The sequence below is a fragment of the Bacillus cereus group sp. Sample62 genome (assembly GCF_036851315.1).
GTDB classification, from domain to species: Bacteria; Bacillota; Bacilli; order Bacillales; family Bacillaceae_G; genus Bacillus_A; species Bacillus_A wiedmannii.
Genome location: NZ_JAFLPK010000001.1, coordinates 4,910,775 through 4,933,875 on the forward strand (window position 1 = coordinate 4,910,775; position 23,101 = coordinate 4,933,875).

A 23,101-nucleotide genomic window follows, 5' to 3' on the forward strand; every position below is an offset into this window, starting at 1 on the left:
CTTAATGGCCCTTTCTCTTCTCCACATCACGATGAGATACATGAACGCTATACTCTGGTTTCAAATGTTTCCCAAGGTATTCTGTAAGCGTAACAGAACGATGCTGTCCACCTGTACATCCAATTGCAATTACAAGTTGACTCTTGCCTTCTCTTTTATAATGAGGCAGCATGAAAGTAATAAGATCCGTCAATTTCTCTAAAAACTTATGTGTCTCATTAAATTTCAGCACATACGATGAAACTTCTTCATCTAGTCCTGTTAATGGCTTCATATGTGGAATGTAATATGGATTTGGTAAAAAACGAACATCAAATACTAAATCTGCATCAATTGGAATACCGTACTTAAATCCAAATGACATAACATTTACACGAAATGCTTGCTCAGTTTCAGTTGAAAACAGATGAACAATTTTTTCACGTAATTCTTTCGGTTTTAAATCCGATGTATCCAGCACAATATTCGCTCGTGCCTTCATATCAGTTAATAAGCCACGCTCCATCTCGATTCCCTTTAACGGCAAACCAGTTGGTGCAAGTGGATGCGAACGTCTCGTTTCTTTATAACGAGTTACAAGCGTGCCATCTTTCGCATCTAAGAATAAAATATGAGGAATAATCCATGTACGTTCTGATAAATCATCAAGTGCTCCCCATAAATGTTCGAAAAACTCTCGGCCACGTAAATCAACGCCAAGTGCCACTTTATTCATTTTCCCTTTTGAATCTGCCATAAGCTCAATAAACTTCGGCAATAACATTGGTGGTAAATTATCTACACAGAAATATCCTAAATCTTCAAAACTTTGTAAAGCTACTGTCTTTCCAGCTCCAGACATTCCTGTAATAATTACCATTTTTATATCATTATTCTCTGTCATCGTATCCTCTCCTTGACGGTTTAACTCGGATCTAATCGATATGAAAGCAACTCAAAATCTGGGGTATATACAAATGTACCGTAGATTATGCCATTTCCTTTAATTAAATAATCAATAATGTGATAATCTCCTGGTGCCATTGCTAAATCATCAATTTTGTCAAATGTATGCCAACCAATGATGCCTTCTTCGCTCTCTAGTTTGTTTTCTCCTGCAAAATCTGTCGCTAAAAAGGAGAACATCATCCATTCAGAAACAACTTTATCACCTTCTTGGATGACAAAGGTGAAGACCCCTTTTAACGCTGGGTTCTTTAAATAAATACCTGTTTCTTCACGATACTCGCGAACAACGGAATCTCTTACTGTCTCACCACGCTCCATTTTCCCGCCTGGTGCAACCCACCAATTTCGGCGAGGTTTTTGGAGTAAGAGTACTTCATTATCTCTAATTAACACACAGTTTGTCACTCTTTGCATGTTTCTTCACCTCAGCTACTTGCAGTAAATTTCTCACTGCATACTCATTTCATTATACTATCAAAAACAGTTTGCTACAACGAAGGAGCCAGTCCTCTTTCGCTAAGCACATGCTACTCAACAATTTTAAAAAAGCTTTCTAGAACAAGCAATGTAAATGCCTAGACTTTCAATGAATAGCATGAAAAATCCCCTTAACGATTTTTATCGCCAAGGGGATTAAAGTACTTATTTCTTACCGAAATAAGTAACAATCGCAAATCCTAAAATAAAGGTAATAATTGAACTTATAATTGAAAATCCTCCAGTTGGAATACCCGGGAACACAATTACGATTGAGCCGATAACAAGTCCAATAATTACCGCAAATGTCATACTTTTATAACGATCTAACAAGAAACTAATTCCTTTACTACTTACAACAAACCCTACCATAACACCAGCACCGATAACTACGATTAAAGGTAAGTTGAGTGTAGTTAAAGCATTAATTGCTGTCGGATACACACCAATAATTAATAAAATAAATGATCCGCTAATTCCAGGAAGCAACATAGCCATACTAGCCATCCATCCTGCGAAAAATAAACCAATTGCATTTAAAATTGTTAACGTCGTAATTGGATCTGCTGCCTTATCCGGTTTAAAGAAAGCTGTGATCGCAACAAGAATTGCTGCAACTATTAGTAAAACAATGTGCTTACCTTTAAACGAAGACTTTGCATCAGCTTCTCTCATTAACATCGGTAATATACTAATAATCAAACCGAGGAAGAAAAATTGAGTCGGTTCATAATGATTTGCAAGTAAATATTTAATAACGTGACTTAACGTTAAAAACGCTACTGCCACACCAGCTGCAAGGGGAATTAAAAACCCTAAATGTTTTTTCCATTCACGACTAAAGAATCCACTAATTGCCGCAAGCAATTGTTCATAAATCCCTAACACAACAGCGATTGTACCGCCGCTCACACCAGGAATTAAATCACTAACGCCCATACAAAATCCACGATATATATTACGCCATTCCATACTGAATAAATTCCTCATTTCTTATAGTGATTTTTCCGTAAAGTCCAGTATATCAATAAGAAATCTTATAATCCTAATATTTTTTGACAAAACTTTGACATTTTCATAAAAAAAGAAGAAAGCTCCTATCGGTAGCTTTCTTCTCAAAAGGCATATTATCCCTTATTTTTCTGATACAGTTTTTAGTTCTTCTAATAATTCTTCTATATAATGTTGAGCACTTTGTGCTGCGATACTACCATCACCTGTTGCCGTTACAATTTGACGTAGCATTTTTTCACGAACATCTCCAGCTGCGAAAATACCAGGAACTTTCGTTTCCATACGCTCATTTGTTTCAAGGTAACCATTTTCATTTGTAATACCTAGTTCAACAAATGGTTTTGATAATGGTAACATACCGATGTATATGAACACGCCATCAGTTTTGACTTCTTTCTCTTCTCCACTGTTTACGTCTACAAGTGTTACGCTTCCTACTTTACCATTTGCATCGTTAATTTCTTTTATAGTGTGATTCCAAATGAAATCAACTTTCTCGTTTTGGAAAGCGCGATCTTGTAAAATTTTCTGTGCACGAAGAGTGTCACGACGGTGAACAATTGTTACCTTTGATGCGAATCGTGTTAAGAACACACCCTCTTCAACAGCAGAATCTCCACCACCAATAACTACAAGTTCTTTTCCTTTAAAGAAAGCCCCATCACATACTGCACAATATGATACACCACGGCCGCCAAGTTCTGTTTCGCCTGGCACACCAATTTTTTTATACTCTGCACCGCTTGCAACGATAATTGCACGTGCTTTATATTCTTTTTTACCAGCAATAATTGTTTTGTATTCTTTACCATCGATAACTGCTTTCACATCACCGTATGCATATTCAGCACCAAATTTCTTCGCATGCTCGAACATTTTATTTGATAAGTCTGGTCCTAAAATAGACTCATAACCTGGGTAGTTCTCTACATCCTCTGTGTTTGCCATTTGGCCACCTGGGATACCACGCTCAAGCATTAATGTGCTTAAATTCGCACGAGATGTATATACTGCAGCTGTCATACCAGCTGGTCCTGCACCAATAATAATGACATCATAAATTTTTTCTTCTGACACACTATTCACTCCTATTCATTCCTACACAATTAAGTTACCCTCATTATACTGTTAGCATCATTTTTTTCCCAATGATTTGCTTACCCTATGTGTGCGTACGCTTAACAGCCTGCACATACTTTCGAACAGTCGCTACAGATACATTATATACATCTCCAAGCTCCGACTGTGTCATCTTATTTCCTTGTTCGCCGCGCACAATATATTCAACCGCAGCTGACCAGCCGTATACATTTGTAAAAACTGCCCCAGATGTATATAAACGTATGAACGTACAAAACCAAAATTGTAAACACTCTTCGATTAATTCATCATCTTTTTTCGTATAATTATATAAAGCATCCGCAATTTGCGCGCACTGTTCGAATTGCTGTAAATCAGCTGGAATGCTCTTATGGCTATTAAGTAAAAAGAAATACTTTGCAAGTTGCGATACGATTGGAACACCATTTTTCGCCTGCGTTACATCAAAGAAGAATCCCACCTTCTCTGGCGTTGACAATTCATTCATTAAATATAAAGCTAGCATTTGTTCCTCTAGCGTCGCACTTTGCTGAAATGATTTTCGTAATTCTTCAAATAATACGTTTTGTCCTTCATCTGCTAAATTCAGCGCATTCCACGGTTCTTTTCCCTTTTTATCAGGGTGCAATTCTACAACATGCTGCCACATTTTTTCAGCTACTTGCTGATCTTTCACCATATAAGCAGAATATGCAAACCAATAATAAAAACTAACGTCTCCCTCGTATCCTTGACGCTTTAATACTTTGAACCATTTATATGCAGGCTCAAAATGGCCAATTGTTGCAAGTGTCGTTCCAAGTTTCAAACGATGCTCGAACGAAATCGGATATACTGAAACTAACTGCTCCGCTAACGCTTCTACTTGTTTATGCTCTCCAATTGAATATAGGAAAATAAGCGTATTACAAAGCGCATGTATATTACCAGGATTTTTCTCTAAAATCATTTCCGTTAACTTCAGAGCTTTATCTACATTACCAGATTGAAAATGTGCAATGGCTAAATTATTATGACCCGACCAAAATTCCGGATAATCTTTCGTAACAATTTCTAATGTAGCAATTGCTTCTTCCAATTGTCCGTTACGAATATAACGATTCGCTTCTTCCTGCATAACAATTAGATCATCTTCATCCTCAATCTCTTCCTCACCCATCGCTTCTTCTTCCATAATTTCAAGTAATTCTAATGTATCTTTTACAAATTCCTTCTCTTCTGCAACTTCTAAATAGCGATCCGCATACTTTTTCGCCTGCTGAAATAGCCCCATATATGCATAATTATTTGCAATAAAATAATAGCATTGTTCAAGTTCTGGATTAGATCTAACAAGCTTAAAGAAGATTTGATTCGACTCTTGATATTCACCAGCCTCAGATAATACTGTTGCTAATTGGCATAAAATAAACGGCTCCTTCTCACTTTGTGCCGCTCTTCGAAAGTATTTAATTGCATCTTGCAATTTCTGCCCTTTGTAAGCCCTCATCCCTTTTTTATAAAAGAAGTCCGCTAATTGATTAAAAGAGATAACTTGTCCGTTCTCCTTATATATTCCTTGATTTTTCCCCATATATCCTCCAGTTTTTTGTTTTCTTCGTTCACACATTCTTCTATCTATAAGTATAAACGATTCCGTAAAAAACAAAACAGTATATTATACTCAATTATTTCCTTTTAATTCATTAAAAAAGAAGAGAAATGTTACATTTTTAGTATCAACCTTCTCTAGCATCCATTTCTTCTTTCGTATAAATAACACGCATTGGATTTCCACCCACGAAAGCACCACTTGGGACATCTCTATGAACAAGTGTGCCAGCTGAAACAATCGCGCCATCCCCAATTTTCACACCTGGTAATATAGTGGTATTTGCTCCAATCATCACTTCATTTCCTATGATGATCTCTCCAAGTCGATATTCGCGAATTAAATATTCATGTGCTAAAAGCGTTGTATTATAGCCGATAATTGAATTTTCTCCCACAGTTATTTTTTCTGGGAACATAATGTCCGGCGTTACCATAAGCGCAAATGATGTTTTCTTTCCGACTTTCATCCGTAAAAATGTACGGTACAACCAATTCTTGACGGATAAAAATGGTGTATAACGCGCAATTTGGATAATAATAAAGTTTTTCATTACCTTCCAAAAAGACACTGTTTTATATACATTCCATAATGAATTTTCTCCCGAAACAGGATAGCGCGTTGTCCGTCGCACTTAACTCGCTCCTCTACTAAAAAGTGAAACTATAAGTTAGTAGGGAAATACACCCCTACTAACTTACTTGGACTTTTATAAACGGTTCATATCAGACAAAATCGGTAACAAATCACTCATTTTATCTAGCATAAAGTCCGGCTTGTAAGCCTCTAAGTACTCTCTACCTTTCAATGTCCATGAAACCGCAGCTGTTTTCGTACCCGCATTTTGTCCGCCAACAATATCATGATGATTATCCCCAACCATCAATGCTTCTTCCGGTTTTGCATCCAATAACTCAAGCGCTTTTTGAAGTGGCTCTGGATGTGGTTTCACATGCTCTACATCATCAATTGTCACGACAATATCAAAAAATTCATCAAGCTTTGACAACTTTAATCCCATCTCAACGGTTTGTCTCGCTTTCGTTGTAACAATACCAACTTTATAGCCTTGCTTCTTCAACTCTTGAACTGTTTCATATACAGTTTCATATTCTTCCACTAATTCATCGTGATGATCATGGTTAAATTGACGATAACATGTAATCATCTCTTCAACCTTGTTTTCATCAATCTTGCTGAAAGTATCATGTAAAGAAGGGCCAATAAATGGCAATACATCTTCACGCTTATATTGACTTGGATAATATGTATGTAACGTATGTAAAAAAGAAGAAATAATAAGTTCGTTTGTATTAATTAAAGTTCCATCTAAATCAAATAACACTGTATTTATTCTCATTGCCTTAGTCCCTTCTCTTTCCTGAATATGAAAGAAGCAGCACCTTATAATAAGATGCTACTTTTCTCTAATTTTCCGAATATCTTTTATCAGCTTGCCCCATTTTTCGTCTCACAATAATGAAAATAATAGAAATAACAACAAGTCCAATTGACATTACTTGTGCGATACGAAGTGGTCCTAACATTAAACTATCTGTACGTAAGCCTTCTACGAAGAAGCGCCCTACTGAATACCAAATTAAATATGTGAAGAATAATTCCCCGCGTCGTAAATTCACTTTTCGTAATGCAAGTAATAAAATGACACCTGCAAAATTCCATAATGATTCATATAAAAATGTCGGATGATAGTACACACCCTCAATATACATTTGATTAATAATGAAATCCGGTAAATGAAGCCCTTCTAAAAACTGTCTCGTTACTTCATCACCATGCGCCTCTTGGTTCATAAAGTTTCCCCATCGACCAATTGCTTGTCCTAATAAAATACTTGGCGCAGCAATATCAGCCAACTTCCAGAATGAAACCCCGCGTCGTTTCGCAAAAAGAACCCCTGTAATAACAGCCCCGATTAAACCACCATGAATCGCCAAGCCACCTTGACGAATATTAATAATTTGACTCGGGTTTTGCGCGTAATATTCCCATTCAAAAATAACATAGTACATTCTCGCAAATAGAATAGCGATCGGTACTGCAATTAATACAAGGTCAACAAATGTATCTTTTGGAATACCTAGTCTTTCTCCCTCGCGAGTTGCTAGCCAAAGACCTAATAGCACGCCTGTACCGATAATAATCCCATACCAATATACAGGAAACGGCCCAAGTTGGATCGCTACACGGTCAAGCTGCGGTACAGAACCTAACAGCATATGTATGACCTCCCTCTCCAAAGTTTACTCCTGATTTCCTAACTCAATCGCACTCATTAATCGTTCAGAGAACTGCTGTGCTGCATTGACTCCCATACGTTTTAAACGGAAGTTCATCGCTGCTACTTCAATAATAACAGCCAAGTTTCGACCAGGACGAACTGGAAGTGTAATCTTCGTAAGTTCTGTATCAATAATCTTCATCTTCTCTTCATCAAGACCTAAGCGATCGTAATTTTTCTTTTGATCCCAAATTTCAAGATTAATAACAAGCGTAATACGCTTATAATTTCGCACTGCCCCTGCACCGAATAACGTCATAACGTTAATGATACCTAGACCACGAATTTCTAATAAATGCTCAATTAAATCTGGTGAGCTTCCTACTAATGTGTCTTCATCTTCTTGGCGAATTTCTACACTATCATCCGCAACAAGGCGGTGGCCACGCTTCACAAGTTCAAGAGCTGTCTCACTTTTACCGACACCACTTTGACCTGTAATTAAAACACCAACACCGTAAATATCTACTAATACACCATGAACAGCAGTTGTTGGTGCTAGCTTACCTTCTAAATAATTGGTTAAACGACTTGATAATCTCGTTGTCGTTTGAGAAGAACGTAATAAAGGCATGCCTGATTCACGTGATGCTTGTAATAACTCATCTGGTACATCTTGATTACGAGTTATGATAATACATGGCGTCTCCTCGGTACAAAGCGCTTTCATTCTCTCTTGTTTTTGCTCTGTTGTTAACGTATCAAAGAACGTAAGCTCCGTTTTTCCAAGAAGCTGCACGCGATCAGCTGGATAATATGTAAAGAATCCTGCCATTTCAATTCCAGGTCGTGATAAATCACTTGTATCAATCGGACGATGAATTCCCTCTTCACCACTTATTAACTCCAATTGAAATTGTTCAATTAAATCTTTTGTCCTTACTTTCGGCATATGTATAAACCTCCACTCCGCTGCGGGTTCAGTCTCATTTGATGTAAAATTCCATTCTACCGGATATTGTACCATTTTTTTCTGGAAACAAGAAATACGGTTTCTAATAAATAGAAAAAAACATTTCATATACATCATGAAATGTTTTTCTTTTTGTCATTTTCTCTTTTTTTCATATAAAGGTTCTACAATTACCTTTTCAATAATCATATTAAAAATTGAAATACAAATTGCCGCAACGATTGCTACACCGAACCCTGATATATTAAACGCATCTCCTAATAATGAATCTGCTATTTTTAACGTAATCGCATTAATAACAATTAAGAAGAACCCGAAAGTTACAAGAGTAATTGGTAGCGTAATTAAAATTAAAAACGGTTTTACGAACACATTTAAAACGGCCAAGATAATACTCGCAATAATTGCAGTCTGTATATTCGCTACGTAAAACGCGTCTGGTGCAATCCCTTTTAAAAGTCCCGATACAGCGATTAACACAACGCTATTTACAAGAAGTGATACAATCCATCTCATTTCGTTACACATCCTTTTAAACATATATATTTCATCATACGCTAATAGATAAGAAACGCAAGTATCATACAAACACTTATATCAACTTATTCTACTCTTCATGCTTGTATACCTACCAACATTTCTTTGCGAAATAGGGACCACACCATCTATGTTCATGAGTTTTTACAAAAGTCCAAGTGAACTCTTTATCTACAATATAGATATCGCCTTTATACATATCGTCCCTCTCACACAATATATCCTCCATATGTAACAAACTCGTATCTTTTATTAGCAGTACATCATCACAATGTTGATAGAATATATAGCAATCCTTTTTCACTTCATTATGAAACGCGTTCTCCGCTTCTTCACCCTCTAAACACTTCTTTTTCTCATAACTAAATATGTGCCAAAGATACCCACATGCATACTTATCTCCATACAGGAAAATGTCTTCTTTTGCCTCATCACTTAAATGGTTTGCAAAATGATCCTCCCAGCGCTTGCGAAAATATACACCCCAACTTTGAAACTCTCTTACTTTCATATTTTTCTTTCTTAAAACATCTATAAACTCCATTTTCTCCCCCTATGAACGAAAAACCGAGTGGCATTTCCACTCGGTTTTTCGTAATACACTTATTGAGATAGCTCTACTTCTTTTATTTTCTCTTTCATTCTTGCTTTATCACGAACTAAAATATCTTTTAAATACTTACCTGTATACGAGCGCTCTTCTTTCACTACTTGCTCTGGCGTTCCGGAAGCAACGATTTGTCCACCCTTGTCTCCGCCCTCTGGTCCAAGGTCAACGATATAATCAGCCGTTTTAATTACATCTAAATTATGTTCAATTACAAGTACGGTTTCACCACTCTCAACAAGACGTTGCAGAACTTCTAGAAGACGCGCGATATCATGTGCATGTAAACCAGTCGTTGGCTCATCTAGAATGTATAACGTACGCCCAGTAGAACGACGGTGTAATTCAGAAGCTAGCTTCACGCGCTGTGCTTCTCCTCCAGATAACGTCGTAGCTGGTTGGCCTAATTTCATATAACCAAGTCCAACGTCTACAAGCGTTTGAAGTTTACGCTTAATTTTTGGGATATTAGCAAAGAACTCTACTCCATCTTCAATTGTCATCCCTAACACTTCAGAAATGTTCTTATCTTTATATTTCACTTCTAACGTTTCGCGGTTATAACGTTTACCATGACAAACTTCACACGGAACGTATACGTCTGGTAAGAAGTGCATTTCGATTTTAATAATTCCATCACCACGGCACGCTTCACAACGTCCACCTTTTACATTAAAGCTGAAACGTCCTTTTTGATATCCGCGCACTTTCGCTTCATTCGTTTGTGCAAACACATCACGAATATCATCGAATACACCTGTATACGTCGCTGGATTAGAACGTGGTGTACGCCCGATTGGCGATTGATCAATATCGATTACTTTATCTAAATGCTCAAGACCTTTAATTTCTTTATGAGTACCTGGCTTCGCTTTCGCTTTATATAACTTTTGCGCTAATGATTTATATAGTACTTCATTAATCATCGTACTTTTACCGGAACCAGATACACCCGTTATCGCTACAAACGTACCAAGCGGGAATGACATCTTCGCATTCTTTAAGTTATTCTCTTTTGCACCGATAATTTCCACTTTACGTCCGTCACCTTTACGTCTTTCAAGTGGAACCGGAATAAACTCTTTACCGCTTAAATACTTACCTGTTAGCGAATTATCATCTTGCATCACTTCAGCTGGCGTCCCCGCCGATACAACTTGACCACCGTGAATACCTGCACCAGGTCCGATATCAAGTAAATAATCAGCAGCCATCATCGTATCTTCATCATGTTCAACGACAATTAACGTATTTCCTAAATCACGCATTTCTTGCAACGTACGAATAAGACGATCGTTATCGCGCTGATGTAAACCGATAGAAGGCTCATCAAGAATGTAAAGTACGCCAGTAAGACGAGAACCAATTTGCGTCGCTAAACGAATACGCTGCGCCTCACCACCTGATAAAGTCCCTGCGGCACGACTTAAAGTTAAATAATCTAAACCGACGTTCACTAAGAATCCAACGCGCTCTTGGATTTCTCTTAAAATTAAATGAGCAATTTTTTGTTGTTTCTCCGTTAGCTCGACATTCGAGAAGAATTCCTGTACTTCTTGAACAGAATACTTCGTTACATCAGCAATCGTTTTATCACCAACGAAAACAGCTAAACTCTCAGGCTTTAAGCGTCCACCTTTACACTTCGGACAAGCTTGCTCTGCCATATACTTTTCCATTTGCTCACGAACATAATCAGAACTCGTTTCACGATAACGACGTTCGATATTTGGAATAACACCTTCAAATAAAATCTCATTTTCCTTTACTTGACCAAATTCATTTACATAGCGGAAATAAACTTTCTCTTCACCGCTTCCGTACAACACTTTATCAAATAAATCTTTCGGTATATCTTTCACAGGCATATCCATATCAACGCCGTAATGATTACATACAGATTGTAAAAGCTGTGGGTAATATTGTGAGCTTGTCGGCTCCCAAGGCGCAATCGCATGTTCATTTAATGATAAATCCCAATTCGGAATGACAAGTTCTAAATCCACCTCTAACTTTGAGCCAAGTCCATCACAAGAAGGACATGCCCCAAATGGACTATTGAATGAGAACATGCGCGGCTCTAATTCTCCGATTGAAAAGCCACAATGCGGACAAGCATGATGTTCACTAAATAGAAGTTCCTCTTCTCCCATTACATCAATTAACACTCGGCCCCCGCCAAGCTTTAATGCACTTTCAAGTGAATCCGCAAGACGGCTTGCAATCCCTTCTTTTACAACAATACGGTCAATTACAACTTCAATGGAATGCTTCTTATTTTTATCTAACTCAATATCTTCAGATACATCAAGCATTTCACCATCAACACGTACACGAACATACCCTTGCTTCTTAATGTCTTCAAGCACTTTCACATGTGCACCTTTACGCCCAGACACGATAGGAGCTAACACTTGTAATTTCGTACGTTCAGGATATTCAAGTACACGGTCTACCATCTGCTCTACTGTTTGTGATGTAATTTCAATACCATGATTCGGACAAATTGGCGTACCAATTCGTGCAAATAATAAACGTAAATAATCATAAATCTCTGTGACCGTTCCAACTGTTGAACGCGGATTACGACTTGTCGTTTTTTGATCGATTGAAATCGCTGGAGATAAGCCTTCAATCGTATCCACATCCGGCTTATCCATTTGTCCTAAAAACTGGCGTGCATACGCAGATAACGATTCTACGTATCTGCGTTGCCCTTCTGCATAAATCGTATCAAACGCTAATGATGATTTCCCTGAACCAGACAATCCCGTCACAACAACAAGCTGATTTCTCGGAATGGTTACATCAATATTTTTTAAGTTATGTGCTCTAGCACCTTTTACGACAATAAAATCCTTGCTTATGCTCACTCTGTTCACCCTTCCGCTTTTAATTCTAATAGTAAATCTCTTAATTCAGCTGCACGCTCGAAATCTAACGCTTTTGCTGCTTCTTTCATCTCTGCTTCCATCTTCACAATTGTCTTTTCACGCTCTTTTTTCGTCATCTTCTTAGCTGGTGCCGCTTCATACATTTCCGGTTCTTCAGCAGCTGTCGTTGCACGGATAACGTCACGCACGCCTTTTTGAATCGTTTTCGGCGTAATGCCATGCTCTTTATTGTAAGCTTCTTGTATAGTACGACGACGCTGCGTTTCTTCAATTGCAATTCCCATTGATCTTGTTATACGATCTGCGTACATAATAACGCGGCCATTTTCATTACGTGCCGCACGACCAATTGTTTGAATTAATGAACGCTCTGAACGCAAGAATCCTTCCTTATCAGCATCTAAAATAGCTACAAGTGATACTTCTGGAATATCTAATCCTTCTCGTAATAAGTTAATACCGACAAGTACGTCAAACTTACCAAGGCGAAGGTCACGGATAATTTCAATACGTTCTAACGTTTTAATTTCAGAGTGAAGATAGTTCACTTTAATTCCTACATCTTTTAAGTAATCCGTTAAATCCTCTGACATTTTTTTCGTTAAAGTCGTAATTAATACACGTTCATTTTTCAAAATACGATCTTGAATTTCTCCTAACAAGTCATCAATTTGACCTTCAATTGGTCGTATATCAATCGGTGGATCTAAAAGCCCTGTTGGACGAATAATTTGTTCTATTACTTGTGGTGATTGTTCTAATTCGTATGGTCCTGGCGTTGCCGAAACATAAATAACTTGATTCGTTTTCTCTTCAAACTCATCAAACGTGAGCGGTCTATTATCTAAAGCTGATGGCAGACGGAATCCATGATCCACAAGCACTTGCTTACGCGCTTGGTCTCCGTTATACATCGCCCTTACTTGGGGCACCGATACGTGCGACTCATCCATCACAATTAAGAAATCTTCTGGAAAATAGTCTAACAGTGTATATGGTGTTGAACCTGCCGGACGAAGTGTTAATTGACGGGAATAGTTTTCAATCCCTGAACAAAAGCCCATCTCACGCATCATTTCTAAATCATAGCGTGTACGTTGTTCTATGCGCTGCGCTTCTATCAATTTACCGTTATCATTTAATTCTTTTAAACGTTCTTCTAATTCTTTTTCAATATTTTCAATAGCAACCTTCAGCTTTTCTTCACGTGTAACGAAGTGAGATGCCGGGAAGATTGCTACATGATCACGTTCTGCTAATACTTCACCCGTTAATGCATTTACTTCTCGAATACGATCGATTTCATCACCGAAAAATTCAATCCGAATACAATGCTCGTCAAGCGATGCCGGGAAGATCTCAACTACATCTCCGCGAACACGGAATGTACCACGCTTGAAATCAATATCATTACGTCCATACTGCACATCAACAAGTTCACGAAGCAATTGATTGCGGTCCTTTTCCATACCAACCCGAAGTGAAACAACTAACTCGCGGTATTCTTCCGGTGAACCTAAACCGTATATGCACGACACACTCGCAACGATAATAACATCATCTCGTTCAAATAAAGAAGACGTTGCCGAGTGACGTAATTTATCGATTTCATCATTAATTTGCGCATCTTTTTCAATAAATGTATCCGTATGTGGTACATACGCTTCCGGCTGATAATAATCGTAATAACTAACAAAATATTCAACTGCATTATTCGGGAAAAAATCTTTCAGCTCACTATATAATTGTCCTGCTAACGTTTTATTATGAGCCATCACAAGTGTTGGCTTCTGCACTTCTTTAATGACATTTGAAATCGTAAATGTCTTCCCCGTCCCTGTTGCTCCCAGCAACACTTGCTTTTTCTTTCCACTATTAATTCCCTCTACAAGCTTCTCTATCGCTCCCGGCTGATCACCTTGCGGGGAATATTCTGAGATAATTTCAAATGGATGTTCCAACTAAAAACCGACCTCCTCATAAAAATCTGTATTATTATTTTACCACGAATGCCCATAAAAAACCTAAAAAAACGAACAGATATTCGGTAAAACTTTCGACAATATATACATAGAAAAAGGAAGGAGTCAAAACTTCCTTCCTCTACTAACTCTATTTTTTAGATACATATAATAAATCATATCCATTGCGCCCATTTTCATTCACACAGTCTATTAACCTATAAGCCGTTTATAATTCACGCTGCTCTTTAACAACCCTTTTACAGCTATCTTCATCTATATCTGTATGATTACCAGCAAATCGATCTTGCCTATTATCTAACATATGAATTATATCTGTTCCACTATACTCTAACGTTTGAAAAACCGGATCACCTTCATGTGTATAATGTACAATTCTTATTTTATCAACTTCCCCTTGTTCCACATTCAAAACGAACTTTTTGAATTTATCTAGATTAGAAATTTCTGTTCCCTTTACAACAACATCATTCTTCTTATCAATTGTAATGTTAGGTTGTGAGCATGCTACTAAACTAAAGAGAAATAAGCATATAAAACCTGTTTTTCCTATTGTTATCCTCTCCTATACAAACTATTGGTATACTAGAAAAAGCTACTTTCCTCTACGAAAGTAGCTTCTCTTTTCCTTTCTCCTTCTTCGGGAAAAGAACATATGAAAATGAAATAACTGTATCCACTAAAAGTATAATCGCCCAAACTTGACTAACACGACTAGCTGGTTCATTTAAAACAATCCCCGTCTCTAACCAATTATGCCATTGTTCAAACGGGACAAAACCGTACAGAAAGAAAAAGAAAATATGCACAACAACGAATAAAACAAGATGCAATACCCAATTTTTTATTTCCTGCTTCGCATAGGCCATACCTGTTAATTCTACCTGTTCTTCGATAATAGGCGCTGATTCATTCCGCCATTTCGCAACTAGCTTTTGCGCAAATATATCAAGCTTCTTCAAATCCTTTTTCCCGTAGAAAACTGCATACAATAAAATAATTACAGTAATGATTTGAAAATTAGAGAACTTCCCTGTTTGATAATAGTCCACTACCCCTAAAGTTAAAATAAACACTTCATTTACGAGGAGTACAATCCCCATAATAAAGCTCGCCTTTTTCAAACGGAATCCGTAACGAAGTAAAAAGAAACCGATAGCCGATAACCAAAATACAATCTCTGCCCCAATTAAAAAGTACCAACGATATTCTGCGAGTATACTCATTTATCCCTCTCCTTTTCATCATATATACGAAAAGCCTCATCCATATATAATAAAAGTTCTTCTTCAATTGGATACATGCTCATTTTCTGTGAATCTTCCTTCGATTTTCTAACTTCCCATAACTTATCTAAAAACGCTTCGTCACCATTGGCAATCTCTAAACACTTCTGCATTAATCTCTTCGTTGCCCCTTGTACCTCATCACTCGCAGCTTCTTTGCCGTCTTTCATAAAAGTACGTAATTGCTTTAATAAATCTACCCATTCTAAAACACTCGGATCTTCTTCACTCATATTTGGCAAGTTATGAAGCAATTTTTGTTCTTCCTTTGAAAATACTTCATTTTGAAATATTTCACGTATACGAGACGACTGTTTCGAAAGCTGAATCAGTTCAAACATAACTTTCCAATCAAGTTCTCCCTCCACATCCACCGAATAAACAACAGCTTGTAAAACACGCTCCATTCGATTAAATTTCTTTTGTTCTTCCTGTACAAACCGAAGTTGTTTCTCAAGAGAACCCTTTAAGTTAAGCTCACCTTTTACTAACATATTCGCAGCCTCTTTCAATGAAAAGCCCATTTCCTTTAAAAATAAAATTTGCTGCAGCCGTATTACGTCAGCTTCACTATATAAACGATGTCCACCTTCAGTCTTCTCGCTCGGCTTTAATAAATCTATTTGATCATAATAACGTAATGTCCGTACTGTTATCCCTGTCTCTTTCGTCAATTGTTGTATTGAAATCACTATCATCACCTCTTCCCCTTCATTATAAAAGATGACGTTACGTAACTTTCAAGACTTTTGTAAAAAAAATACAAAAAGCTGTTTATACTTTTTGTATAAACAGCTTTTACGGAAATAATCCCTTTTGCACGGCACGCCCACAAAATAAAATAAGTGCTCCAACAACAACACTCGTTGCTGTTTTATGATAATGAGCTGAAACTAATAAATAATATGATAAACCTACAGTACCGAGCATAATACAAATACTTGGCACTGGATTACGAGAGAAGTTCTGCATTCCCCAAAACAAAGCAAAAATAGCCGTAGCGACACATAATACCGGTAATCCCATCCCAGTTCCCCTTTTTTCTATCTATTTCCTTGTTGCTAACACACTCGTCGATGCCATACTTATTAATAAACCAAAAATAGCAATATATAATAAATCATTTACATGTACTGCTTGCCTATCTAAATACTTATTTACACAAAGATACATAATGAACAGGAAAATGAAGCTTGTAATACAAATCGTAAAATACGACTTCATCTTATTCACAACTCGCTCATCAATCGACGGTACTCCCTCTTCTTTCAAACGCTTCTGTTCTCTATATTCCGCAATACTATATAAAATGACTAGTGCTACATTCGATATAAAAATAGTTCCCCACGAAATACTTAAAATCATTAAACTCACATTTAAAACAAGACCCGCTAAAAACAAACTTCCTATAAACCGTATAACATCTTGCTTACTCATACATGATCAGCCTCTTTCTGATCTCTATATTTCCACTTCGGCCAATAGTTCACGAGAAAATACACCCACTGCCCTAGTACAAATAAAACAAACGGCATACCAGCATTTCCATCAACAATTAAATTATATAAACTCCATACCGCTAAACTAATCGTAAAAAATAACCCTACATATTTAAACGCTTTATCTGACTGAAATCTCTCAAACTCATCTTGCATTTTTCATTCCTCCTATCTCTATGCTCGTTTCCCTATCATGACTCCTATGATGAGACTACCCGCAAATAAGGAACTACATATCATAAATATTTCTTGCACTGGTATAACAGCTCTGCCTATTGCTTTACTCGCAACAATATAAACAATAAGCAATAGAAACGCGAATACAAATGAGACATTTACATATTTTTTTATATTTTCATTTACTCCCTCATCTATATCTGGAAGTTCTTCTTTTTTGTACTTACGCTTTTTGTAATACGAATACACTATCAAAAATACAATCGCTAAAACGTTACTCACTACGAGCGGTAAAATTGGTATAGCCGGATTCATAATATGAACTACAATGTCTCCCAAAAACAATCCAAAAGTCGCACCGATAAATAACCTTTTAGTATCGTTCATTTTTTCTCCCCTTACTCTAGCGTAAATATTTCCTCCACCTTCACCCCAAAATATTTGGCGATTTTTAGGGATAACTCTAGACTCGGGTTATAATGATGGTTTTCAATCGCCACAATCGTCTGCCGCGTCACCTGCATCGCCTTTGCCATTTCAACTTGCGTTATATGATGTTGCTTTCTTAACTCTTTTATTTTATTTTTCACACCCATAGGTTCCACCTTCGAAAGTAAAGATATCTTTACTTTAATTATAAATATTTTCCAGTTATAAGTAAAGATATCTTTACAAATTTTAGTAAAACATTTCAATGAGCACCTTCTCTCACAAAGTACAAGCGTAATTCAATTTATATCAGCGATTTTTTAAATATATCGACATTCGTAGCACTATAATCATAAGAAAAAAGCTGTCCCAAAATATCTTTTGGAACAGCTTCTTCGTCCTATTACATAAATCCTAGCGCATATACAAGAACGTATCCAAGAATAGAAAGGCAAACCGAGCCGATCAGCCCCGCCATGAATGCCTTACTTCCTAACTTACGGAACGTTTTAAACTCTACATTTAAACCAAGCCCCGCCATCGCCATTGCGATAAGCATGTAAGCAACGACAACAATGTAGCCGGCAACAACTTCTGGTATAACCCCGAGCGAATGCACTGCACTCATCGCTAAAAATCCGAAGATGAACCACGGAATTGGAAGGTCTCGCCACGATCTTTTTTCCTCGCTATCTTCACTCTTACCAAACCATAATCCAATTAAAATCGCTACTGGCACAAGCATTGCAACGCGCGTTAATTTCACGATAACTGCGATGTCTACAGCCGTACTTCCTCCTGGTGCCGCAGCTGCAATGACATGGGCGATCTCATGCAGCGTCGCACCTGAGAATACACCGTAACCGTACGGTGAGAAGCCAAGCACTGGGTATAATAGCGTATAAATAAGTGTAAATATTGTACCTAAAATTGCAATGATCGCTGCCCCAACTGCCGTTTCTTCATCCTTCGCTTTCACTTGCGGTGCAATTGCCACGACCGCTGCCGCGCCGCAAATTGCTGTTCCGCACGCTGTTAAAATTCCAAGCTTCTTCTCTACTTTAAATACTTTCGTTAGTCCATATACAACGAAAATCGTAAACGTAATAACAACCGCTGCGATGACCAATACTTTCGGCCCTGCCTTCGCAATATCAACAAGATTTAACCGCATTCCAAGTAAGATGATCCCAAAGCGCAGCAACTTCTTACTCGCAAAGTTCGTCCCGGCAATCGCATCATGAGGAACTCCAATTGCCGCACGCCAAACCATCCCAATTAGAATAGCAATTACTAATTGTCCCATAATATTTAAAAATGGAAGCTCTGCTAAATATTTCGCGGCAATTGCGATTAATAACGTAATCCCAATACCTTGCGAAAATCCAAAGCCCTTCTTCTTTTGTATAACAAGTGTTTGTTCCACTTTGTACCACTCCAATAATCGTATTGGAACATGCATGTTCTTTCTACTTACATTATAAGAGAGTTTCTATAATAAGTTTAATATCAATATTGAATCTCTATCATCAGAAATACTTATGATAAGATGATAGAAAAAGAAAGGAGCCCATTACATGAACGTAGACATTTTAAAAATATTTGTTACTGTCGTTGAACAGAAGCACTTCTCCCGTGCAGCAGAATTATTAAATCTTTCACAGCCTGGCGTAAGTATGCATATACGCAACTTAGAAAACGAATTTGGAACTACACTCATTCAGCGCTCTCCGAAGCACGTTCAAGTGACGGAGGCTGGAAACATATTATATATACATGCAAAGCAAATGCTCTCTCTTTACGAAGAAGCCAAACAAGAAATTAACGAACTACATAACGTTGTAACAGGAACTCTTCGCATCGGTGCTAGTTTCACAATTGGCGAATACTTACTTCCAAAAATACTGGCTAACTATGCGAATGAAAATCCACACGTCGAAGTTCATACCTTTATCTCAAATACAGAAGACGTTTTGCAAAGCCTTCGCTCTAATCAAATTGATATCGGCTTAGTGGAAGGGCAAGTCGTATACGCCGACGTTGACGTTGAAACGTTTATGCAAGATGAAATGAAGCTCGTCGTCCCGCCAAATCATCCACTGCTCCGCACAAATGAAATAAATGAAAGCACACTCCAAGATCAAGTATGGGTATTAAGAGAAAGTGGTTCTGGTACACGCGCTTATAGTGACCGCTTTATTCATCAACACCATTTGAAAATGAAACGATTCTTTACATTTAGTAGTATCCAAAGCGTTAAGGAAGCAGTTAGTGCCGGGCTTGGCATCGCTATCCTTTCTGATTGGACTGTACGGAAAGAGTTACTGGCAAAAGAGCTATTCCACGTCGAAGTTCCAAATGAACAACTCATCCGTCCATTCTCCATCGTGCGCGGTAAATATTTCATCCCGTCTAAAGCTATTCAAGTATTTTTAAATCATGTAGACTCTTTTGCGAAAAAACAGCATTGACCTTCACATTAGTGTGAAGGTTTACAATACATGTAAAAGGAGTGAAACACATTGCGAATTGGAGAGTTATCAAAAGAAACCGGGGTTAGCGAAAGATCACTAAGACATTATGAAGAAAAGGGATTACTCCCCTCTAAACGCCTCGCAAATGGCTACCGTGATTTTGATGAAAGTGCCATCGAAAAAGTGGAGCTTATTCAAATGTACTTACAAATTGGCTTAAATTTAGAAGAGACGGCAAGGATGCTGCGTTGCCTCGAAATAGAGCCGCACCTGTACGAAAATCCTTGCAGCAGTATCCTTACGCTTTATGAAGATAAACTCAATGAAGTAACGAAGCAAATCTCATTACTTTCCAGCATTCAAACGAATTTGCAAAAACACGTTTCACTCCTAAAACAAACAAAAGAAAAGGAATGATTACATGTTTGTTATACATGGCAGTTCAAGACAAAACGGAAATACAGAAACTTTAACACATACGATGATCGATGGAATTGAAACAGAACAAATTTACTTGCGAGACCGTACAGTCCATCCTATTACAGACCAACGTCATGATGCAAAAGGATTCCAGTCTGTAAACGATGACTATCAACATTTAATTGAACGCATGCTAGAGCACGACACAATTATCTTTGCTACACCGCTATACTGGTATGGAATGAGCGGTCATATGAAAAACTTCGTCGATCGCTGGTCACAAAGCTTGCGTGATACATCTCTTCATTTCAAAGAAAAAATGAAAGGTAAAAAAATGTACGTTGTCATCGTTGGCGGAGACAATCCAAAGCTGAAAGCATTACCGCTTATCGCTCAGTTCCAATACATCTTTGATTTTGTTGGTTCATCTTTTGAAGGGTATGTTATTGGGGATGCGAATGGATTGGATGAAATCAAAAATGATGCTGAAGCACTAGCAAAGGCACAACTGTATAATAACGAATTCAAAAATCACAAGCAAAAATAACTTTGACAAACCATTTTGTATGCGCATACAATGAAAGTAATATTATGAAAGGAAGGTACTTTGACCAATGAAGTTCTAATTCTCTTATTTATTTCATCCATCACAAATAGTGAACAAAAAATGATGAAAACTAGCAGAGGATTAGTCTGTCCATTTGTCGATACTTTCTTTCGAAACGATCATGTAAAAAAATCGTTTATTTATGTACGATTTTTTACATGCAAGGGCGACGTTTATCCTCTCTAGTGAAACTAGGGAGGTTTTTTTATGACTATTTTATTCGCACGCAATATTGAAAAGAGCCTTGGTGATCGCACACTATTTACGTTACCGTCACTGGAAATTCAAGCACAGGATCGTATAGGAATCGTCGGAGTCAACGGAGCTGGTAAATCTACGTTATTACAAATATTAAGTAAAGAAATAGAAGCTGACAAAGGCATAGTAACTCATCATAGTTCTATCAGCATCATTCCTCAACTTAGTGAGGAACTACCGGAAACCACTTCTGCTCTCGCAAAAGGAAAATGGAGTATTTCAAACGTTACAGATGCAATGAGCGGTGGTGAACGAATGCGGCTAAAGATTGCTCATGCTCTTGAACAAGATGCAGGCATTTTATTTGCTGATGAACCAACAAGCCACTTAGATATGGTCGGTACAGAGCAATTAGAAAAGGCGCTCTTATCTTATAAAGGGTCACTTGTTTTAATATCGCATGATCGTGAATTTCTAGATAATATATGTACAAAAATTATTGAAATTGAAGACGGGACGATTCAAGAATATAAAGGAAACTATTCCAACTATCGAGAGCAAAAAGAACGTGAACGAATACAAAAACAAGCAGAATATGAGCAATATGTACAAGAAAAAAATCGTTTAGAGCAGTCAATTTCACAAAAAAAGCAACGTGCTTCTAACATGACAAAAATCCCAACACGGTTCAGTTCATCTGAATCTAAACTGTATAAATTAAGTGGGGCTCATGGCCAAGAACAGGTTAGCAAAGCAGCGAAAGCATTAGAAACACGTCTCGAAAAATTAGAAAAGAAAGAAAAACCGAAAGATTTTTCTCAGGCTCAGTTTGACGTACAATACCATACACCCATTCATAGTAAAGTGGCAATACAGTTCAATAAAGCAACAAAGAAAATAGGTGACCGCACACTATTTAAAAATATGAATGGAACTATTGCTCCTGGTGCAAAACTTGCTGTTTTAGGAGCAAACGGAAGCGGCAAAACAACTTTGTTCAATATGCTTCTCGCAAACGAACGTGGCATTCAGCTTTCGAAAAGTTGTAAAATTGGATATTTCGAACAAACACTATCAATTTTAAAAACAGATAAAACCATTTTAGAAAACGTTCTAGAAGAAACTAACTATACAGAAGCATTCGTTCGAACAATACTTGCACGGCTTCTATTCCGCCGTGAAGATGTTCATAAACCTGTGCACGTCTTAAGTGGCGGCGAACGAATGAAGGTTGCGCTCGCAAAAGTATTTTTAGGAAATTATAATATGCTTCTGCTCGATGAACCGACAAACTATTTGGACTTAGCGACGCAAGAAGAATTAGAAAGCATGTTACAAGAATATCCTGGCACTATACTTTTCATTAGCCATGACCGTGCCTTCATTCGTTCTGTTGCAGACCATATTCTACAAGTAGATGAGAGTGAACCAAGAATATTCCACGGTAATTACGAGCAATACACAAAAAGAACAGCCGGGGATTCTGTAAACGTTACTGAACAAGAATTATTACGATTACAGACAAAGTTAACAGAAATCATCGGCCGAATTTCCATACAAAATCATCACGATGACATCACATCTCTCGAACAAGAATATGAAACATTATTAGTTCAAATCCGAAAATGTAAAGAAGCGCTCTAAC

25 protein-coding genes and 1 pseudogene are annotated in these 23,101 nt (G+C 37.4%); 4 read left to right on the top strand and 22 right to left on the bottom strand.

The window, feature by feature from the left end; translation table 11 throughout:
• Window position 1 precedes the first annotated feature (1 nt).
• From rapZ to J0835_RS25400, 22 genes and pseudogenes are all read right to left on the bottom strand, one after another.
• Window positions 2-883 carry an RNase adapter RapZ gene (rapZ, locus tag J0835_RS25295; protein ID WP_000138461.1) on the bottom strand — a complete coding sequence of 294 codons (882 nt, stop codon included), beginning with the start codon at window positions 881-883 and terminating at the stop codon, window positions 2-4.
• Window positions 884-903: 20 nt separating this feature from the next.
• Window positions 904-1,362 carry an NUDIX hydrolase gene (locus tag J0835_RS25300; protein ID WP_001190080.1) on the bottom strand — a complete coding sequence of 153 codons (459 nt, stop codon included), beginning with the start codon at window positions 1,360-1,362 and terminating at the stop codon, window positions 904-906.
• Window positions 1,363-1,590: 228 nt separating this feature from the next.
• Complete coding sequence (locus J0835_RS25305; protein WP_087983067.1) at window positions 1,591-2,397, bottom strand: DUF368 domain-containing protein; 807 nt, start codon at window positions 2,395-2,397, stop codon at window positions 1,591-1,593.
• A 162-nt stretch (window positions 2,398-2,559) separates the two neighbouring features.
• Window positions 2,560-3,516, bottom strand: coding sequence for a thioredoxin-disulfide reductase (gene trxB, locus J0835_RS25310; RefSeq protein ID WP_140386939.1), 957 nt, complete (start codon window positions 3,514-3,516; stop codon window positions 2,560-2,562).
• A gap of 85 nt (window positions 3,517-3,601) precedes the next feature.
• Window positions 3,602-5,113, bottom strand: coding sequence for a tetratricopeptide repeat protein (locus J0835_RS25315; protein WP_087983071.1), 1,512 nt, complete (start codon window positions 5,111-5,113; stop codon window positions 3,602-3,604).
• A 145-nt stretch (window positions 5,114-5,258) separates the two neighbouring features.
• Entirely contained in the window at window positions 5,259-5,765 is a 507-nt protein-coding gene (locus tag J0835_RS25320; protein ID WP_087983073.1) for an acyltransferase, read from the bottom strand.
• A gap of 75 nt (window positions 5,766-5,840) precedes the next feature.
• Window positions 5,841-6,491, bottom strand: coding sequence for a pyrophosphatase PpaX (gene ppaX, locus J0835_RS25325; protein ID WP_087983075.1), 651 nt, complete (start codon window positions 6,489-6,491; stop codon window positions 5,841-5,843).
• Window positions 6,492-6,558: 67 nt separating this feature from the next.
• On the bottom strand, window positions 6,559-7,371 hold the full coding sequence (lgt, locus tag J0835_RS25330; protein WP_087983077.1) for a prolipoprotein diacylglyceryl transferase: 813 nt from the start codon (window positions 7,369-7,371) through the stop codon (window positions 6,559-6,561).
• 24 nt (window positions 7,372-7,395) lie between these two features.
• A complete protein-coding gene (hprK, locus tag J0835_RS25335; RefSeq protein WP_001127251.1) occupies window positions 7,396-8,325 on the bottom strand; it encodes an HPr(Ser) kinase/phosphatase in 930 nt (309 codons plus the stop codon).
• Between the two features lie 156 nt (window positions 8,326-8,481).
• Entirely contained in the window at window positions 8,482-8,862 is a 381-nt protein-coding gene (locus J0835_RS25340; protein ID WP_087983079.1) for a phage holin family protein, read from the bottom strand.
• 112 nt (window positions 8,863-8,974) lie between these two features.
• Window positions 8,975-9,427 carry a DUF4275 family protein gene (locus tag J0835_RS25345; RefSeq protein WP_087983081.1) on the bottom strand — a complete coding sequence of 151 codons (453 nt, stop codon included), beginning with the start codon at window positions 9,425-9,427 and terminating at the stop codon, window positions 8,975-8,977.
• A gap of 59 nt (window positions 9,428-9,486) precedes the next feature.
• Window positions 9,487-12,357 carry an excinuclease ABC subunit UvrA gene (gene uvrA, locus J0835_RS25350; RefSeq protein WP_140386949.1) on the bottom strand — a complete coding sequence of 957 codons (2,871 nt, stop codon included), beginning with the start codon at window positions 12,355-12,357 and terminating at the stop codon, window positions 9,487-9,489.
• Between the two features lie 11 nt (window positions 12,358-12,368).
• Window positions 12,369-14,345, bottom strand: a complete 1,977-nt coding sequence (uvrB, locus tag J0835_RS25355) for an excinuclease ABC subunit B (RefSeq protein ID WP_333728177.1) — start codon at window positions 14,343-14,345, stop codon at window positions 12,369-12,371.
• Window positions 14,346-14,496: 151 nt separating this feature from the next.
• A pseudogene (locus J0835_RS25360) lies at window positions 14,497-14,925 on the bottom strand (DUF4362 domain-containing protein).
• A 46-nt stretch (window positions 14,926-14,971) separates the two neighbouring features.
• Window positions 14,972-15,592 carry a hypothetical protein gene (locus tag J0835_RS25365; RefSeq protein ID WP_087983087.1) on the bottom strand — a complete coding sequence of 207 codons (621 nt, stop codon included), beginning with the start codon at window positions 15,590-15,592 and terminating at the stop codon, window positions 14,972-14,974.
• Window positions 15,589-16,350: a MerR family transcriptional regulator gene (locus J0835_RS25370; protein WP_140386940.1), complete on the bottom strand. Its 762-nt coding sequence runs from the start codon at window positions 16,348-16,350 to the stop codon at window positions 15,589-15,591. The genes J0835_RS25365 and J0835_RS25370 overlap by 4 nt, the downstream gene beginning before the upstream one ends.
• 100 nt (window positions 16,351-16,450) lie before the next feature.
• Window positions 16,451-16,678, bottom strand: a complete 228-nt coding sequence (locus J0835_RS25375) for a hypothetical protein (protein ID WP_000524124.1) — start codon at window positions 16,676-16,678, stop codon at window positions 16,451-16,453.
• A 21-nt stretch (window positions 16,679-16,699) separates the two neighbouring features.
• The gene (locus J0835_RS25380) at window positions 16,700-17,089 is read right to left on the bottom strand and encodes an ATPase (protein WP_087983091.1); all 390 of its coding nucleotides are present in this window, start codon (window positions 17,087-17,089) and stop codon (window positions 16,700-16,702) included.
• Window positions 17,086-17,307 carry a hypothetical protein gene (locus J0835_RS25385; protein WP_087983093.1) on the bottom strand — a complete coding sequence of 74 codons (222 nt, stop codon included), beginning with the start codon at window positions 17,305-17,307 and terminating at the stop codon, window positions 17,086-17,088. Before J0835_RS25385 ends, J0835_RS25380 begins: the two co-directional genes overlap by 4 nt.
• 18 nt (window positions 17,308-17,325) lie before the next feature.
• Window positions 17,326-17,715, bottom strand: coding sequence for a hypothetical protein (locus tag J0835_RS25390; RefSeq protein WP_087983095.1), 390 nt, complete (start codon window positions 17,713-17,715; stop codon window positions 17,326-17,328).
• Between the two features lie 11 nt (window positions 17,716-17,726).
• Window positions 17,727-17,924 carry a helix-turn-helix transcriptional regulator gene (locus J0835_RS25395; protein ID WP_000538359.1) on the bottom strand — a complete coding sequence of 66 codons (198 nt, stop codon included), beginning with the start codon at window positions 17,922-17,924 and terminating at the stop codon, window positions 17,727-17,729.
• A 236-nt stretch (window positions 17,925-18,160) separates the two neighbouring features.
• Window positions 18,161-19,183, bottom strand: a complete 1,023-nt coding sequence (locus tag J0835_RS25400; RefSeq protein WP_140386941.1) for a YeiH family protein — start codon at window positions 19,181-19,183, stop codon at window positions 18,161-18,163.
• Between the two features lie 151 nt (window positions 19,184-19,334).
• Here J0835_RS25400 and J0835_RS25405 point away from each other — a divergent pair, with 151 nt between their 5' ends.
• The 4 genes from J0835_RS25405 (at window position 19,335) to abc-f (ending at window position 23,100) form a co-directional block, all read left to right on the top strand.
• Complete coding sequence (locus J0835_RS25405) at window positions 19,335-20,228, top strand: LysR family transcriptional regulator (protein WP_001100016.1); 894 nt, start codon at window positions 19,335-19,337, stop codon at window positions 20,226-20,228.
• Window positions 20,229-20,279: 51 nt separating this feature from the next.
• Window positions 20,280-20,648, top strand: a complete 369-nt coding sequence (locus J0835_RS25410; RefSeq protein ID WP_087983099.1) for a MerR family transcriptional regulator — start codon at window positions 20,280-20,282, stop codon at window positions 20,646-20,648.
• Window positions 20,649-20,652: 4 nt separating this feature from the next.
• Window positions 20,653-21,198, top strand: coding sequence for a flavodoxin family protein (locus tag J0835_RS25415; protein WP_087983101.1), 546 nt, complete (start codon window positions 20,653-20,655; stop codon window positions 21,196-21,198).
• A 267-nt stretch (window positions 21,199-21,465) separates the two neighbouring features.
• Window positions 21,466-23,100 (top strand): ribosomal protection-like ABC-F family protein, encoded by a 1,635-nt coding sequence (gene abc-f / locus J0835_RS25420; protein ID WP_087983103.1) that lies wholly within the window; start codon window positions 21,466-21,468, stop codon window positions 23,098-23,100.
• Window position 23,101 lies beyond the last annotated feature (1 nt).